The organism is Aureimonas jatrophae (assembly GCF_900104035.1).
Classification (GTDB): domain Bacteria; phylum Pseudomonadota; class Alphaproteobacteria; order Rhizobiales; family Rhizobiaceae; genus Aureimonas; species Aureimonas jatrophae.
This window is the reverse complement of record NZ_FNIT01000006.1, coordinates 134,894-149,244: the sequence shown is the minus strand read 5'-3', so window position 1 is coordinate 149,244 and position 14,351 is coordinate 134,894. Positions and strand designations below refer to the sequence as shown.

The 14,351-nt window shown below is 66.9% G+C and carries 19 protein-coding genes; 2 read left to right on the top strand and 17 right to left on the bottom strand.

The window, feature by feature from the left end:
* Position 1 precedes the first annotated feature (1 nt).
* The 11 genes from flgG to motA all read right to left on the bottom strand — a co-directional run bounded on the left by flgG (position 2) and on the right by motA (position 7,463).
* Entirely contained in the window at positions 2 to 784 is a 783-nt protein-coding gene (flgG, locus tag BLQ76_RS14220) for a flagellar basal-body rod protein FlgG (RefSeq protein WP_090674466.1), read from the bottom strand.
* Positions 785 to 800: 16 nt separating this feature from the next.
* Entirely contained in the window at positions 801 to 1,124 is a 324-nt protein-coding gene (fliE, locus tag BLQ76_RS22550) for a flagellar hook-basal body complex protein FliE (protein ID WP_090674464.1), read from the bottom strand.
* Between the two features lie 5 nt (positions 1,125 to 1,129).
* The gene (flgC, locus tag BLQ76_RS14210) at positions 1,130 to 1,543 is read right to left on the bottom strand and encodes a flagellar basal body rod protein FlgC (protein WP_170842608.1); all 414 of its coding nucleotides are present in this window, start codon (positions 1,541 to 1,543) and stop codon (positions 1,130 to 1,132) included.
* 9 nt (positions 1,544 to 1,552) lie between these two features.
* Complete coding sequence (flgB, locus tag BLQ76_RS14205; RefSeq protein ID WP_090674459.1) at positions 1,553 to 1,933, bottom strand: flagellar basal body rod protein FlgB; 381 nt, start codon at positions 1,931 to 1,933, stop codon at positions 1,553 to 1,555.
* A gap of 196 nt (positions 1,934 to 2,129) precedes the next feature.
* Positions 2,130 to 2,579 carry a hypothetical protein gene (locus BLQ76_RS14200; protein WP_090674456.1) on the bottom strand — a complete coding sequence of 150 codons (450 nt, stop codon included), beginning with the start codon at positions 2,577 to 2,579 and terminating at the stop codon, positions 2,130 to 2,132.
* Between the two features lie 56 nt (positions 2,580 to 2,635).
* Positions 2,636 to 3,724 (bottom strand): flagellar biosynthesis protein FlhB, encoded by a 1,089-nt coding sequence (gene flhB, locus BLQ76_RS14195; RefSeq protein ID WP_090674454.1) that lies wholly within the window; start codon positions 3,722 to 3,724, stop codon positions 2,636 to 2,638.
* Between the two features lie 53 nt (positions 3,725 to 3,777).
* A complete protein-coding gene (locus BLQ76_RS14190; protein ID WP_090674452.1) occupies positions 3,778 to 4,803 on the bottom strand; it encodes a FliG C-terminal domain-containing protein in 1,026 nt (341 codons plus the stop codon).
* A gap of 13 nt (positions 4,804 to 4,816) precedes the next feature.
* Positions 4,817 to 5,233 carry a flagellar motor switch protein FliN gene (gene fliN, locus BLQ76_RS14185; protein WP_090674450.1) on the bottom strand — a complete coding sequence of 139 codons (417 nt, stop codon included), beginning with the start codon at positions 5,231 to 5,233 and terminating at the stop codon, positions 4,817 to 4,819.
* Positions 5,234 to 5,311: 78 nt separating this feature from the next.
* Complete coding sequence (locus BLQ76_RS14180) at positions 5,312 to 5,665, bottom strand: hypothetical protein (RefSeq protein ID WP_090674448.1); 354 nt, start codon at positions 5,663 to 5,665, stop codon at positions 5,312 to 5,314.
* Complete coding sequence (locus BLQ76_RS14175; protein ID WP_170842601.1) at positions 5,646 to 6,575, bottom strand: FliM/FliN family flagellar motor switch protein; 930 nt, start codon at positions 6,573 to 6,575, stop codon at positions 5,646 to 5,648. Before BLQ76_RS14175 ends, BLQ76_RS14180 begins: the two co-directional genes overlap by 20 nt.
* An 18-nt stretch (positions 6,576 to 6,593) precedes the next feature.
* A complete protein-coding gene (motA, locus tag BLQ76_RS14170; RefSeq protein ID WP_090674443.1) occupies positions 6,594 to 7,463 on the bottom strand; it encodes a flagellar motor stator protein MotA in 870 nt (289 codons plus the stop codon).
* Positions 7,464 to 7,681: 218 nt separating this feature from the next.
* Here motA and flgF point away from each other — a divergent pair, with 218 nt between their 5' ends.
* Both flgF and BLQ76_RS14160 read left to right on the top strand, forming a co-directional pair.
* A complete protein-coding gene (gene flgF, locus BLQ76_RS14165) occupies positions 7,682 to 8,410 on the top strand; it encodes a flagellar basal-body rod protein FlgF (RefSeq protein WP_090674441.1) in 729 nt (242 codons plus the stop codon).
* Positions 8,407 to 9,753 (top strand): FliI/YscN family ATPase, encoded by a 1,347-nt coding sequence (locus BLQ76_RS14160; RefSeq protein ID WP_090674438.1) that lies wholly within the window; start codon positions 8,407 to 8,409, stop codon positions 9,751 to 9,753. Before flgF ends, BLQ76_RS14160 begins: the two co-directional genes overlap by 4 nt.
* Before the next feature lie 44 nt (positions 9,754 to 9,797).
* On the opposite strand, the gene BLQ76_RS14155 is transcribed toward BLQ76_RS14160, so the two are convergent.
* The 6 genes from BLQ76_RS14155 to BLQ76_RS14130 are packed head-to-tail and all read right to left on the bottom strand — an operon-like array spanning position 9,798 to position 14,351.
* On the bottom strand, positions 9,798 to 10,778 hold the full coding sequence (locus BLQ76_RS14155) for an ABC transporter substrate-binding protein (RefSeq protein ID WP_425285169.1): 981 nt from the start codon (positions 10,776 to 10,778) through the stop codon (positions 9,798 to 9,800).
* 50 nt (positions 10,779 to 10,828) lie between these two features.
* On the bottom strand, positions 10,829 to 11,806 hold the full coding sequence (locus BLQ76_RS14150; RefSeq protein WP_090674435.1) for an ABC transporter permease: 978 nt from the start codon (positions 11,804 to 11,806) through the stop codon (positions 10,829 to 10,831).
* Positions 11,803 to 12,753: an ABC transporter permease gene (locus BLQ76_RS14145; protein ID WP_090674824.1), complete on the bottom strand. Its 951-nt coding sequence runs from the start codon at positions 12,751 to 12,753 to the stop codon at positions 11,803 to 11,805. The genes BLQ76_RS14150 and BLQ76_RS14145 overlap by 4 nt, the downstream gene beginning before the upstream one ends.
* Positions 12,750 to 13,217, bottom strand: a complete 468-nt coding sequence (locus BLQ76_RS14140; protein ID WP_090674434.1) for a GNAT family N-acetyltransferase — start codon at positions 13,215 to 13,217, stop codon at positions 12,750 to 12,752. The genes BLQ76_RS14145 and BLQ76_RS14140 overlap by 4 nt, the downstream gene beginning before the upstream one ends.
* A complete protein-coding gene (locus tag BLQ76_RS14135) occupies positions 13,210 to 13,992 on the bottom strand; it encodes an ABC transporter ATP-binding protein (protein WP_090674432.1) in 783 nt (260 codons plus the stop codon). The genes BLQ76_RS14140 and BLQ76_RS14135 overlap by 8 nt, the downstream gene beginning before the upstream one ends.
* Positions 13,989 to 14,351 carry a hypothetical protein gene (locus BLQ76_RS14130; RefSeq protein WP_090674430.1) on the bottom strand — a complete coding sequence of 121 codons (363 nt, stop codon included), beginning with the start codon at positions 14,349 to 14,351 and terminating at the stop codon, positions 13,989 to 13,991. Before BLQ76_RS14130 ends, BLQ76_RS14135 begins: the two co-directional genes overlap by 4 nt.

The following is a 14,351-nucleotide window of genomic DNA, read 5'->3' as shown; positions in this document are numbered from 1 at the left end:
ATCAGCGGATTCCCTTGGAGACGACGCCCGACATCTCGTCGGCGGCCTGGATGACCTTGGAGTTCATCTCGTAGGCGCGCTGCGCGGAGATGAGTTCGGAGATCTCCTTCACCGGGTCGACGTTGGAGTTTTCCAGATAACCCTGCTTGATGACGCCGTAGCCCGGATCACCCGGGACGCCGGCGATCGGCGCACCGGACGCCGCGGTCTCGCGGAAGAGGTTGCCGCCCTGCGCGGCGAGCCCGGGCTCGTTGGCGAAGTTGACCAGCGTCAGCTGGCCCAGGAGCTGGTCCTCGCCGTCCACGGTCGCATAGACCTGTCCGGAGTCGTTGACGGCGATCTTGGTGGTATTCTCGGGAACCGTGATGGCGGGATCCACCGTGAAGCCGTCCAGCGTCACGATCTGTCCGGTGTCGTTCTTGTTGAAGGCGCCGTCGCGCGTGTAGAGCGTCTCGCCGCCGGGACCCTGGATCTGGAAGTAGCCCTGCCCGTTGATCGCGACGTCGAGGTCGTTGCCGGTCTGCTCCAGCGCTCCCTGGAGGTGGATGTCGCGGATCGCGGCGGTTCGCACGCCGAGGCCGATCTGCGCGCCCTCCGGCACGAGGTTCTCGCCGCCGCGCGCGGGCACGCCGGCGGTGCGCTCGACCTGGTAGAGAAGGTCGGTGAACTCGGCGCGGGCGCGCTTGAAACCGGTCGTGTTGATGTTGGCGATGTTGTTGGCGATGACTTCCAGGTTGGTCTGCTGGGCGTTCATGCCGGTGGCGGCGATGGCAAGGGCGCGCATGGGTTCTGGCTTTCCGTTAGATCGACATGCGGGAGAGTTCGAGATAGGCCGAGACGACCTTGTCGCGCAGCGCGACCGCGGTCTGGAGGGTGCGCTCGGCCCCCATCACGGCGTCCACGACGGCCTGGGTCGAGGTCTGGCCATTGATGCCCTGGATCGAGGTCGTCTCGGCGCCCTTCAGCGAACGGCTCGCGTCCTGCATCACCTCCGCCATGGCGGCGGCAAAGCTCTGCTCGGGGGCTGCGGCGGCGGTCGCGGCCGCGTTCGGCGCGGACAGGCCGGGCGCGCGGACCGGCATTGAGTCCATGCGAGAGAAGCTGTTGGAAACGGCGGAAAGCATCGGTGTCAGCCCCTCATGAGGTCGATGGTGAGGTTGAGCAGTTCGCGGGTCTGCTTGATGACCTGGAGGTTCGCCTCGTAGGAGCGGTTGGCCTCGCGCATGTCGGCCATCTCGACCAGCGGCTGGACGTTCGGCATCTTCACGTAGCCGTCGGCATCAGCCGCCGGGTTGCCCGGATCGTATTCTTCCTTGAACTCCGACCGATCGAGGCCAACCGCATCCACCTTGACCATCGAGGCGCCGGTCAGCCGGTCGAGCTCGCCGGTGAAGGATACGGTCTTGCGACGATAGGGATCGCTGCCCGGGGTCTCACCCGTCGAGCGGGCGTTGGCGACGTTCTCGGAGACGATGCGAAGTCGGGTCGATTGGGCTTCGAGGCCGCTGGCCGCGACCTTCAAGGCGGAGGAGATGGCGTCGATCATGGCGGATCAGCCCTTCAGTGCGGTCAGGTACATGCGGTGGAAGGCTTTCGCGATCGACGTGTCGAGCGCGTAGTCGCGCTGGATCTCGCCCGACTTCAGCATCTCCTGCTCGAGGCTCACGGAGTTGCCGGAATGGGTCACGTCCCACGGCGTCTGCTGCTGCTCGTCGATGCCGAAGTCGCGCCCCGCCGAGGCTACGAGATGCGCGCCCGACGAACCCGACATCTGGAGGCTCGTGCGATCGAGCACGGTCGTGAAGGCCGAGATCTCCTTGGCCTTGAAGCCGGGCGTGTCGGCGTTGGCGACGTTCTCGGCCACGACGTTCTGGCGCTGGGTTAGCCATTCGGCGCGGCGGGACGACAATCCGAAGAGGTAGAACTCGCTCAAGGCGGTCGATCCGGTCGTAAGATGCGATACATTCGCTTCTAGGTTCGACCACTTGTCCGAAGCTGTTCGGAATTCAGATTTCTTATGATTTACTTTATGTTAACTAGTATTAACGAAGCATTAACGAGCCTGAAACGAAAGGGCCCCGACCGCTGACGCGATCGGGGCCCTGCCTGTCATGGCACTGGAACGGCTTTTAGGCTTTCAGGGAACGCGGAATGCGCGCGGCCTCCACGGCAGATGCCAGTCGCTCGGTGTTGATCGCAGGGTCGGCGTCCGGTTCGGCGAAGGCGATGTAGTTGATCTGGACCGCAGCCATGGTCGCCGACAGTTCCAGGCGGAAGTGGACCGTGACGCCCTCGCTTCGAAACTCCATGTCGAGATCGATGCGAGGAACCGAGCCCCAGCCAAGCTGGACGTCGCCGCCGTCGGCAAACCTCAAGGTGCCGGGTCGCAGGAAAAGCTGTGCGGACGAATCGACGATGTCCGCGATATTGCCAAGGAGATCGAGGCGCAGGAAGGCGACGTAGTCGACGACCTCCACCAGCCGCAGTTCGGCAACCACCTCCTTGATGCCGGCGGCCAGGATCTTCTCCCGCTCCACTGCATGCTGGTTGCGAACGTTGAGCATGACGTGAGAGCCCATGGGAACCTTCGAATGCGGATGCCGGAACGGCGGGACGCGAAGAACGCTTCGATCAGCTATGCTGCACCGATCTCCATGCGCGGAGCTTGGCGCGTGTGCAGGTAGTAGATGAGTTCGGCCACCGCCTTGAAGAACTGCGGCGGGATCATCTGATCGACTTCGACATGGTCGTACATCGACCTTGCCAAGAGCTTGTCTTCGATCACCGGAATGTCGTGCGTCTCGGCGATCTCGCGGATCTTGAGCGCGAGCACGTCGACGCCCTTGGCGACCACGAGCGGCGCGCCACCCTCCTCGCGAACGTACCGAAGCGCGATGGCGTAGTGCGTCGGGTTGGCGATCACGACGGTCGCCTTGGGCACGGCGGTCATCATGCGCCGCTTGGTCCGCTCGCGGGCGATCTGGCGCTGGCGCGCCTTGACCATAGGGTCGCCCTCGCTCTGCTTGAGCTCGTCCTTGATCTCCTGCTTGGACATGCGCAGGTCGCGCCGCCACAGGATGCGCGAGAACAGGAGGTCGGCCGCCACCAAGACGATGGTCGCAATCGTCACGGCCGCAAGCAGTCGCATCGACAGCTTCAGGATCGTCTCGGGAAGCAGGAGCGGATCGGAGAACATCGTCTGCAGCAGCGCCGTCAAATCTTCGGACAGGATCCATCCGACGATGATCGTAACCGCCGACGCCTTGAATAAGGCTTTACCGAACTCGGTGAATCCGCGCCGTCCGAACAAGCGTCCCCATCCCTGCACCGGCGAGATGTTCGAGTATTTCGGCCGGATGCGCTCGAGATTGATCTGCGGCGGATTCTGGAGGAGCGAGGCGAGGATGCCGGCCACGACGAACAAGCCGCAGGCCGGCAGGACTACGCGCGCACTCTGGACGCTCATGGCATGCAGGACGCTGAGGGCGTCGATCCCGTTTCCGAGCGGCCACTGCAGCGGGTTCTCGAAGGTGACGCGCAGGTCGTCGGTCAGCTGAGCCAGATTGTCGCGAAGCTGAAACACCGCGATCGCGATGGCCGCGAGAAGCGAGGCGAGGATCGGGGCTTCCCGCGAGACCGGAAGGTTGCCCTTCTCGACCGTGTCGCGGACGCGCTTCTCGGTCGCTTCCTCGGTTTTGGACTCCTTGTCCTCGCCTTCGGCCATCCGCGTGCCTCCTCAAGGCTTGGTCCCCGTCCCGCTCGGTGGACGGGGAACGATCAGCCCTCGGCCTTCTCGCTGAGGTCGATCCGGCCCTCGGCCGACAGGCGCAGCGCGCTGGCCGCGATCGTGCGACGCGCGGCTTGGACCGCGTCCGCGTTGCCCGCTTCGCCGCGTGACAGTTCGGCTTCGACCATGCGCCGGGCTCGTGCGCCGAGCGAGGACAGAACCGCCTCGCGCAGATCGGGCTCGGCGCCCGCCAGCGACAGCGTGACGGTTTCGGTGGGGATCGCGTCGAACAGGAGAAGACGCGACTTGCGGGGCAGAGCGAGGATGTCCTCGAAGGCGAAGAGCAGCTTGCGCAGCGCGACGGCTTCCTCGGGCTCCTCGACCTCGATGGCCTGGAGCAGTTCCTCGGTCTGCTGCTTCTCCATGCGGTTCACGATCTCGGCGAGCGTGGCATGGCGCGCGCGGCGCTCGGCGCCGTTGGAGCCCTGGACGAAAGCCTCGCGGAAACGCTGCTCGATCAGGCGTTGCATGGTTTCGGTTGGCGGCTTGGCCGACAGCATGCGCCGCACCACGTCGTTGCGCCGCTCGGACTCCATGGTCGCGACGATCGCGGCGGCCACTTCCGCCTTGATGCGCTGAAGCGCATAGGCCGCGACCTGCGGGTGCTCGCGCGACAGAAGCGTGCCGATCGCCTCGGCGCCCAGCTGCTCCAGCTCGTACCAAACCGGCAGTCCGGTGTCGGTCGCCGCTTCCTCGCCCTGGAACACCAGCGCCAGCTCGTCGCTCGACAACGAGCTGCGCAGGAGCTTGGACAGCTCGCCGTCGAGCCCAATCAGGCCCGGGCCGCTCCGGAACGCGTCCTGGAACTCGGAGACGATCTCCTCCAGCTCCAGGCTGCTGATCGGGCTCTGCGCGGCCGCGCCCTGGCGCAGCTGTCGCAGTTCCTCGGGGCTGAAATGCTTGAGAAGCTTGGCCGCGCCCTCCCCGCCCATGGCCAGGAGAAGGATCGCCGCCCGCGCGGCGCCCGACTTCGGGCTCCGCTCGGCTTCCAGCAAAGAGTAGGAGGCGCCTAACATCGGGATTCTGGGATCAGCTGTGCGACTTGGAGCGCGGTTGCGCGGCGCTGGCCGGCGTCACGATCTCGGTCAGCGTGATGCCGAACCGCGAATCCTCGTTGTCGAGGACCACGACCTCGCCGCGCGCCACGATCCGGCCGTTGACCATGAGGTCCACGGGGTCCGAGATGTTGGTGTCGAGCTTGACCACCGCGCCGCGGCCGAGCTTCATCAGGTTCGCCACCGGCATGACGGTCGAGCCGAGCACGACCTGCATCGTCACCGGGATGTTCATGATGACGTCGAGATTGGGCTGGCCGGGTCCGATCGAGGACACGATCTCGGCCTCTTCGACCCCGAACGACGCCTCGTCGGCGCCGAAGCCACCGGCCGCGAAGGCCGAGGGATCGAAGGCCGGGTTCGCCTCGAGATCCAGGGTGTCGTCCTGCATGGATGTCTTCCTTCAGAAAGCCGTGGGTGCGACGGACGTCCTGTCCGATGGTCGCGCGGGCTCTCGCCCAACGGTTCGTTAACGATTAGCTGACGGAACTGACGCGAGGCGGGAGCGGGTCTCCTCGGCTACGGCAGGTGCCGCATGGCGCGCGCGCTCGTAGCTTTCCAGAACGACCTCGAGCCGCTCGCCGAGCTCGTTCGCCTCGGCGATGCGCTCCTCCAGGGCACGTAGCGTCCGCAGACCCTCGCTCTTGAGAAGAACGACGGCGTTGGCGGCGCGGTTGATCGAGGCGTCGGCCTCCTCCAGCGCCACCTTGAAGCCCGCCTCGCCGGAGCGAAGACGCTGCAGTTCCTTGTACATCGCGCCGACGCGCCAGCTCGTGATGCAGAGCGCGGCGATCAGAACGAGATCAGTCAGCCAGGATGTCATCGATGAACTCCTCGGTGGGATCGATGGTCTCCTCGATGCGCACCATGTAGTTGTCGCGCGAGCGGCCCATGCGCCCGCGGAACATGCGCTGGCCCTCGCATTCCACGACCAGCAGGCTGTCGACGAGGACGTCGAGCGCGATGGTCTGGCCGACCTGGAACGAGGCGACGTCGCCGAGCGTGGTCTTGTGCTCGCCGAGGAACGCGCGCACCTGCATGTCGGCCTTCTGGACGCTCGCCTCGAGGCCCTTGGCCCAGGCCTCGTCGACGATCGAGGGCGCAGCCTCGGGCAGCGTCGCGAACTTGCGCTTGTGGGGCGCGAGCACCGCCTCGGGCAGGGCGACGCGCAGTGCGCCTTCGCACCGGCCGATGCTGATGCGGAAGCGGAACTCGACGAAGTTCCGGTTGTCGGGCGCCAGAAGCGCCTCGAGCTTCTCGCCCACACCCTCGGCGAGAAGGCGGTCCGGCACCATGCCGAGCGGCAGGACGTCCGCGAAGACGGTGTTCCCGCTTTCGGCAAAGGCCCGTAGCGCATTGTCGGAAAAGAACTTTCCGACGCTGGTCAGGGCGCGCTTGCCGTCCGACGGCGAGCGCCCGTCGCCGCCGAAGGCCGCCTCGCTCACGGTATCGGCAAAGCGCGCATCGGCCGTCAGAAGCGCCTGCTCGCGCCATTGGGGCGAGCGCATCACCAGCGCGACCTGGGTCTCGGCGACTTCCATCGCCTGGCCCGAGAAGACGAAGGTCGAAAGCGCGGCGAACTCGACCTGGACCGGCGAGGCATAGGTCGCGTTGAGCTTGGTGGCGGCGGCCTCCGCCCACTGGGTTCCCAGAACCTTGAGACGCGGGAAGCGGTCGGGCTCCAGGCGGGCCGCCGAGCGGAGCCGCTCGGAGATGCCGGGTTCGGTGATCATGTCCATCTCGGCCCCGCCTTATGCTGCAGCCGGAGCGGCGCCGCCGATCGTCTCGGCCTCGACCTGGTCGATGGTCGGACGGTCGTAGGCCGAGATCGCCTTGCGGCCGTACTCGAGGGCGACCTGCGGAAGCGCGCCGTTCATGTAGGCGATCAGCGTCTGCTTGATGATGACGTAGAGGCGCATCTTCTTCTCGCGCACGCTCTTCACCTTGTTGGCGAGCGGCGCGAACACGCCATAGGAGAAGAAGATACCGGCGAACGTTCCGACCAGCGCCGCGCCGACTAGGTGGCCGAGCACTTCCGGGCTCTGGTCGAGGGCGCCCATGGCGTGAACGATACCCAGAACCGCGGCGACGATGCCAAGCGCCGGCAGGCCGTCGGCGACGTCCTGGATGGCATGCTTGGGCTTCAGCTGGTCGCGCGCGACCGTCTGGATCTCCTCCTCCATCAACGCCTCGATCTCGTGCGGGCGGGCGTTGCCGATGATGATCAGGCGGCAGTAGTCGCAGATGAAGTTGGTCATCGCCTGGTTCTTCAGGATGTTCGGGAACGCACTGAAGATCGCGGACTCGGCCGGGTTGTCGACATGGGCCTCGACCTCGGAGCGCGACTTGGAGCGCATCTCTCGCATCAGCGAGTGAAGGAGGCTGAGGAGGTCGAGATAGTCGCGCTGCTTGGGCACGGAGTTCTTGAAGGCCTCGACGATGGCCTTGCCCGTGTCCTTCACGACTTTCATGCTGTTGGCGATCATGAACGTTCCGAGCGCCGCGCCGAGAATGATCACGAGTTCGTAGGGCTGCCACAGGACGTAGAGGTGTCCGCCAGCCGCAACGTAGCCGCCGAGCACGCAGCCGACCGTGATGATCAGGCCGAGAATAATACCCATCCGAAGTCCCTATCATGCGCAGGAGAACGGTAACGGATGTAGGGAGGTGCGCTTGCGCGAGACTGTGCGACGCAAGGGCCCGGGAGGGTCGTCGCGATGTCAGCCTCGATCCATCGGCGCGAGGCAATATCCCATCGACGCGGCGCCCGCCGTGGCGCGACGCGGGCCGGATCCCCAGCCTCCCGTGCCGCCCATCCCAGCCCGGACCCCTTCTCCCGATGCAGACCACGCTCCCCGTTGCCCTGTCCGCTCAGCTCGCGGCCGAAAAGCGCCTCGATACGATCGCCAACAACCTTGCCAACAGCCGCACGGCTGGCTTCCGGTCCGAGGAGGTGAAGTTCGAGCAACTCCTGTCCACCGCGAGCCAGCGCGAATCGGTTGCCTTCGCCTCGTCGGGCGAGACCTATCTGTCGACACGCTCGGGCGAGCTGACGCAGACCGGCAACGCGCTCGACGTCGCCGTCTCGGGCGAGGCCTTCCTGGCGATCCAGACGCCCCGCGGTCCGGTCTATACGCGCGACGGGCGCATGCAGATGCTCGACACGGGAGAGCTGCAGACCCTGAACGGCGAGTCGATCCTCGACGTCGGCGGCGCGCCGATCCTGCTCGATCCGGCCGGCGGCGCGCCATCGATCGCGCGCGACGGCATGATCACGCAGAACGGCGTCCAGCTCGGCGCGCTGGGCCTGTTCCAGATGGCGCCCGGCGCCAACCTGACGCGAGCCGGCACGTCCGGCGTCGTGCCCGATCGGGCGCCGGTGCCGGTCGTCGAGTTCGCCGACACGCAGGTCCTGCAGGGCTTCCAGGAAGGGTCCAACGTCAACCCGATCCTGGAGATGACGCGCATGATCGCGGTGCAGCGCGCCTTCGAGCAGGCTGCCAATCTCATTCAAACGTCGGAGTCGTCGCTGGGTAGCGCCATCTCCATGCTCGGCGCGCCGAAATGACGGGACCGGCCAGCGCCGCCCGCATACCCGGCGCGCGGACCGTCGAGGCCCTGTCCCAGGACCCCGTTCGCGTCAGCGGCCACATCGTCGACGTCTCGCCGCAGAGCTTTCGCGTGGCGGGCCTCAGCCCCTACGTGCGCTTGGGCGACTGCATCAGCTGCCAGGGGCCGAACGGGCCGGAGCTCGGCGAGGTCGTGCGGGTCGAGGAACACGCCGCGACCGTTAAGCCCTTCGCCGTACGCTTCCAGAGCGGCGTGCGCACGCTGGCCTGGAAAACCGGCCCCATCACGATTTCCCCCTCGCCGGCCTGGCGCGGCCGGACCGTGAACGCCTTCGGCCACCCTTGCGACGACAAGGGCCCGATCGAACCCGGCGAGTGGGCGCTGGCGACCGACACCATGCCCGACGCCGCGATGCGGCGCGGCCGGGTCAAGGATCCCGTGCCGACAGGCGTGTCGGCAATCGACCTGTTCACCCCTCTCGTGCGCGGACAGCGCATGGGCATCTTCGCGGGCTCCGGCGTCGGCAAGTCGACGTTGCTCGGCATGCTGGCTCGTTCCCAAGGCTTCGACACCGTGGTCGTGGCGCTGGTCGGCGAGCGCGGGCGCGAGGTGCGCGAGTTCCTGGAGGAAACCATGCAGGGCGACCTCGCCAAGGTCGTGACCGTGGTCGCAACCGGCGACGAGAGCGCCATGATGCGACGCCTGGCGCCTAAGACCGCGATGACGGTCGCCGAATACTTCCGCGATCGCGGCGACCATGTGCTTCTGATCGTCGATTCCATCACGCGCCTGGCCTTCGCCGCGCGCGACGTGGCGCTGGCCGCCGGCGAGCCGCCGGTGGCGCGCGGCTACCCGCCGAGCGTCTTCTCGGACCTGCCGCGCCTTCTGGAGCGTGCCGGACCGGGGGCGGAAGGCGGGGGCACGATCACCGGCCTATTTGCGGTCCTGGTCGATGGCGACGACCACAACGAGCCCGTGGCGGACGCGATACGCGGCACGCTGGACGGGCACATCGTTCTGGACCGCGCGATCGCGGCGGAGGGCCGCTTTCCCGCGGTCGACGTCCTGAAGTCGATCTCGCGTTTGGCGGACCTATGCTGGAGCGCGACCGAGCGCGATCTCATGGGTCGGCTCCGGGCGATGATCGCCCGTTTCGAGGACACGCGGGATCTTCGTCTTCTCGGGGGCTACCAGCGCGGTGCCGACCCGATCCTCGATCAGGCCGTGGACCTCGTGCCACGCATCTACGCCGCGCTCTCGCAGCATCCGCGCGACCCCGCCGTGCCCAAGCCCTTCGAGGAGCTGTCGCGCCACCTCAAGGCCGGGCTGACACCGGGCTAGCGGGAGCCGGCTCGGGGTTCCCCCCGAGCCCGGTCCGCCGCGCCTCACATGGACTTCATGCGATCTGTGACGGCGCTGGTCCAGGCACCCTCCGGCTTCTTGGTGATGACCGGATCGGACCCACCGCCCATCAGGACCGCGACCGTATTGTCGGCGGCCTGCGTGTCCAGCGTGCCGTCGGATTCGCCGACGAGCTTGATGACTTCACCCACCATGCGCTTCTGATGTTCCTCGGTCTGGGCACCGGTCGTGTCGTTGTCGAGCACGATCTGCGCCGCGGCGTCCGGGTCCTTGGCGGCCTCCTGCCAGCCGCGCATCGAGGCCTTCACGAAGCGGGCGAGCTTGTCGACCATCGCGGGGTCCTTGAGCTTCTCCTCGGTCGTGTACAGCCCGTCCTCGAGCGTCGCGACGCCCTGGTCCTCGTACTTGAAGACCGTCAGCTGATCGGCCGGGATGCCGGCGTCGATCACCTGCCAGTACTCGTTGTAGGTCATGGTCGAGATGCAGTCGGCCTGCTTCTGGATCAACGGATCGACGTTGAAGCCCTGCTTGATCACGGTCACGCCGTCGGCGCCTCCTTGGGTGGAGAGCTTCAGCTTCGACATCCAGGACAGGAACGGATATTCGTTGCCGGAGAACCAGACGCCCAGCGTCTTGCCCTTGAACTGCTCGGGCCCGGTAATGCCCGTATCCTTGCGGCAGGTGAGCTCCATGCCCGACGCCTTGAAGGGCTGGGCGATGTTGACGAGCGCCAACCCCTTCTCGCGCGCGGCGAGCGCCGCCGGCATCCAGTCCACGATCACGTCGGCGCCGCCGCCCGCGATCACCTGCTCGGGCGCCACGTCCGGTCCGCCCGGCTTGATCGTGACGTCGAGACCGGCCTCCTCGTAGTAGCCCTTCTCCTGGGCGACGTAGTAGCCGGCGAACTGGCCTTGCGTGACCCATTTCAGCTGGAGCGTCAGCGGATCGGCGGCGCTCGCCATCGCGGTCGACAGGCCGAGCGCTGCGAGCGCGGCGGCGAGCATGCTGGTGGTGGTCCTCATGCGCTGAATCTCCATCGGGGTTGAACTGGGCATCAGGCGCCCCGCATCGAGGGGTGCCAGAAGGTGACGAGGCGCTCGATCAGGGCGATCAGCGCATAGGAGAGCGAGCCGGCGAGCGCGGCGACGACGATTTCGGCCCACACCATGTCGGTGCTGAGCCGTCCGATCTCGGCCGAGATGCGAAAGCCCATGCCGACGATCGGCGTGCCGAAGAACTCGGCGACGATGGCGCCGATCAGCGCAAGCGTCGAGTTGATCTTGAGCGCGTTGAAGACGAACGGCATGGCGGCCGGCAGGCGCAGCTTCAGGAGCGTCTGCCCGGGGCTTGCGCCGTAGGTGCGCATGAGATCGCGCTCCATCGCACCGCTGGCGGCCAGACCCGCCACCGTGTTCACCAGCATCGGAAAGAAGGTCATGATCACCACGACGGCCGCCTTGGACGGCCAGTCGAAGCCGAACCACATGACCATGATCGGCGCGACGCCCACGATCGGCAACGCCGAAACGAGGTTCCCGATGGGCAGCAGGCCCCGCCGAAGAAAGGGCGAACGGTCGATCAGGATCGCGGCCACAAACCCCGTGCCGCAGCCGATCGCATAGCCTGCCAGCACCGAACGTAGGAACGTCTGCCGGAAGTCGGCCCAAAGGATCGGCAACGAACCGGCGATGCGCTGAGCGATCAGCGAGGGCGCCGGCAAGAGCACGACCGGGACATCCAACCCCCGAACCACCAGTTCCCAGAGTGCGACGAGCGTGAGGCCGAAGACGGCCGGCACGGCGACGCCGACGGCGCGCCGAGCCAGCGTCGTGGTCGGCTCCAGCGTCGCGAGACGCGCCGTCAACCGCCACGCCGCCAGCCAGAAGAGAACCACGAGGGGCCAGAAGACGAGTCCGGCCGGGCCCGCCTGCACGAGAACCAGCGCACCGGCCAGCGCGCCGAGCGCCACGCCAAGGGCGATGGAGATATCGAAGGCGCGGAGATCGCCATGCGGGGCGGCCAAAGCACTCATCGACCCCCCATCCGCTTCACCGCGATCGTCTCCGCTACGCCCACCAGGGCGACCAGCAGGCCAGCCAGAAGCGAAGCGGCGACCAGCGCCGACCAGATCTGGATGGTCTGTCCATAGTAGGATCCGGCCAGCAGGCGCGCACCCAGACCGGCTTGCGCGCCGGTGGGAAGCTCACCGACGATGGCGCCAACCAGCGCCGCCGCAACCGCGATCTTCATCGAGGCAAACAAAAACGGCAAGCTGGCCGGCGCACGCAGTTTCATGAGCGTTTGCAGGCGACTGGCGCCGTAGGTTCGCATGAGGTCGAGATGCATGCGATCCGGCGAGCGCAGGCCCTTCACCATGCCGACCGTGACCGGAAAGAACGAAAGGTAGGTGGAGATGATCGCCTTCGGCACGAGGCCCGTCACGCCGACCGAGTTGAGAACCACGATGATCATCGGTGCGACGGCGAGGATCGGGATGGTTTGCGACGCGATCACCCAGGGCATGAGCGAGCGGTCGAGCGTGCGCGAGTGAAGGATGCCGACCGCGATCAGGATGCCGAGCACCGAGCCCATGGCAAAGCCGAGCAGCGTCGAGGACAGCGTCACCTGCGCATGGAAGAGGAGCGAGCGCGGCGAGGTCGGCCGCACGTTCACGGTGGTGCGCCAGATTTCCGTGGCGATCTGGTGGGGCGCCGGCAGGACCGGACGCTCGGCGGACCAGGTCGCCAGCATGTGAGTCCATGGGGCCGGTGGCGTTCCGCCGTTGGCGGTAGCCAGCCGCGCGCCGACCGTCGGCCAGTTCATGGGAACCGCGGCGACGTACCAGACGGCGAGGATGGCAGCGATGACGGCGAGAACCGGACCGGTGCGTCCGGCCCTGGCGCGACGCGGCGCCGCGCGCAGGGGCGCCGAGGCACCGATGGCTGCGCCGGGTTCGGAGACGGGAGTCGCGGTGCTCATCGGTCGGGCCGCCATTCCAGAAGGATGTCCGGCAGGCTCTCCTCGTTGTCGCCGTCCGTCCGGCAAACTTCACACAGACCGTTCGCGGCATAGAAGCGTTGCGCCGCGGTGTTGCGCTGGAACGTCCAGAGTTGAAACCCGTCCGGGCATCGCTGCCGCGCCACAGCCAGCAGCCGCCTCCCGAGACCCACGTTTCTCCAGTCGTTCCGCACGTAGAGAGCGGCGACGTGGTCGTGACCTCGCTCGATGGCGATGAAGGCGACGACGCCTTCGTCCGCCCTCGCAACCGTCACGTCCCGTTCGGGCAGCATCACGGTCGAATAGAACCGGGCCACGTCGTCGCGATCGTGGACCCGCGGCATCCATTCCGTCTCGTCGACGAACCGGTTGAAGATGTCCGCGCAAGCCAGGGCGTCGCGGGCATGTGCGGGTTCGAGACGGATCGCCTTCACAGGGTCAGTCATAGGAATGCCCGGCCCGCAGGCCTTCGCGCACCCGGTGAGCGATCTCGAGGAACCGCGGCGTTTCTCGGATCTCCAGCGGGCGGTCGGGGCCGAGATCGCAGTCCACGATGTCGGTGATGCGGCCCGGCCGAGGGGTCATGACGACGATGCGCGTCGACAGAAACACGGCTTCCGGGATCGAGTGGGTGACGAAGACGACGGTTTTTCGCGTCTTCATCCAAAGCTTCAACAACTCCTCGTTAAGCCTGTCACGGACGATCTCATCGAGCGCGCCGAAGGGTTCATCCATCAGTAGAAGTTGAGGATCGAACGAGAGCGCACGGGCGATGGAGGCGCGCTGCTGCATGCCGCCCGAGAGCTGCCAGGGGAACTTGCGCTCGAAGCCCTTCAGCCCGACGAGTTCGAGATTGCGCGCGATGCGCCCGGCTCGCTCGCCCTTGGGCACACCCATCACCTCCAGCGGCAGGGCGACGTTGCGCTCGATCGTGCGCCAGGGGTAGAGCGCCGCGGCCTGAAAGACGTAGCCGTAGGCGCGCTTGAGGCGTGCCTCCTCCGCCGACGAACCATTCACGGCGATCGCTCCGGCCGAGGGCTGCTCGAGGTCGGCGATCACCCGCAGGAGCGTCGTCTTTCCGCAGCCCGACGGGCCGATGAAGGAGACGAACTCGCCGTGGCGAATGGAAAGATCGATATCCTTCAGGGCGTGAACCGGACCATCACCGGTCTCGAAGGTCAGCGACAGGTTTCGCGCGTCGACAGCCGGAGCGGCGCTCATGGACACCTCTTGGCGGGTCCGAACGCCGTTCCGTCGGCAAGCCGCACGGTCCAGGCGCCGTTCCGCAGCGATGCGGTCGCCGCCTCGTCGTCGCCGCTCTCCCCTTCGCTCTCGCACGAGAGAACGAGCTTGGCGGCGGATGCCCCCTCCATCGTGGCCTTCTTGATCTGACAAACGGCGACCGCCGTGGTGATCGCGTCGCGATCGATCAGAAGGAAATCGTCGGCGCCGCTGGACTCGCCGGTCTTGGCATAACGGCAGCCGTCCGCCTGACCGAACACGCCACCGGGAAAGCTGTCGGCTGCCCTGACACTCGTCACGACGAGCGCCAGGCCCAGGAAGAGGAACGTCCGCATCAT

Bases quoted from the DNA above. Each gene is read 5' to 3' on its own strand.
- BLQ76_RS14175 (WP_170842601.1), bottom strand. From the start codon at position 6,575: ATGATCACCGAACCCGGCATCTCCGAGCGGCTCCGCTCGGCGGCCCGC.
- BLQ76_RS14200 (WP_090674456.1), bottom strand. From the start codon at position 2,579: ATGGGCTCTCACGTCATGCTCAACGTTCGCAACCAGCATGCAGTGGAG.
- BLQ76_RS14145 (WP_090674824.1), bottom strand. From the start codon at position 12,753: ATGAGCACCGCGACTCCCGTCTCCGAACCCGGCGCAGCCATCGGTGCC.
- fliE (WP_090674464.1), bottom strand. From the start codon at position 1,124: ATGCTTTCCGCCGTTTCCAACAGCTTCTCTCGCATGGACTCAATGCCG.
- BLQ76_RS14190 (WP_090674452.1), bottom strand. From the start codon at position 4,803: ATGTTAGGCGCCTCCTACTCTTTGCTGGAAGCCGAGCGGAGCCCGAAG.
- motA (WP_090674443.1), bottom strand. From the start codon at position 7,463: ATGGGTATTATTCTCGGCCTGATCATCACGGTCGGCTGCGTGCTCGGC.
- fliN (WP_090674450.1), bottom strand. From the start codon at position 5,233: ATGCAGGACGACACCCTGGATCTCGAGGCGAACCCGGCCTTCGATCCC.
- BLQ76_RS14180 (WP_090674448.1), bottom strand. From the start codon at position 5,665: ATGACATCCTGGCTGACTGATCTCGTTCTGATCGCCGCGCTCTGCATC.
- flgF (WP_090674441.1), top strand. From the start codon at position 7,682: ATGCAGACCACGCTCCCCGTTGCCCTGTCCGCTCAGCTCGCGGCCGAA.
- BLQ76_RS14150 (WP_090674435.1), bottom strand. From the start codon at position 11,806: ATGAGTGCTTTGGCCGCCCCGCATGGCGATCTCCGCGCCTTCGATATC.
- BLQ76_RS14160 (WP_090674438.1), top strand. From the start codon at position 8,407: ATGACGGGACCGGCCAGCGCCGCCCGCATACCCGGCGCGCGGACCGTC.
- BLQ76_RS14140 (WP_090674434.1), bottom strand. From the start codon at position 13,217: ATGACTGACCCTGTGAAGGCGATCCGTCTCGAACCCGCACATGCCCGC.
- flgG (WP_090674466.1), bottom strand. From the start codon at position 784: ATGCGCGCCCTTGCCATCGCCGCCACCGGCATGAACGCCCAGCAGACC.
- BLQ76_RS14130 (WP_090674430.1), bottom strand. From the start codon at position 14,351: ATGATGCGGACGTTCCTCTTCCTGGGCCTGGCGCTCGTCGTGACGAGT.
- BLQ76_RS14155 (WP_425285169.1), bottom strand. From the start codon at position 10,778: ATGCTCGCCGCCGCGCTCGCAGCGCTCGGCCTGTCGACCGCGATGGCG.
- flhB (WP_090674454.1), bottom strand. From the start codon at position 3,724: ATGGCCGAAGGCGAGGACAAGGAGTCCAAAACCGAGGAAGCGACCGAG.
- BLQ76_RS14135 (WP_090674432.1), bottom strand. From the start codon at position 13,992: ATGAGCGCCGCTCCGGCTGTCGACGCGCGAAACCTGTCGCTGACCTTC.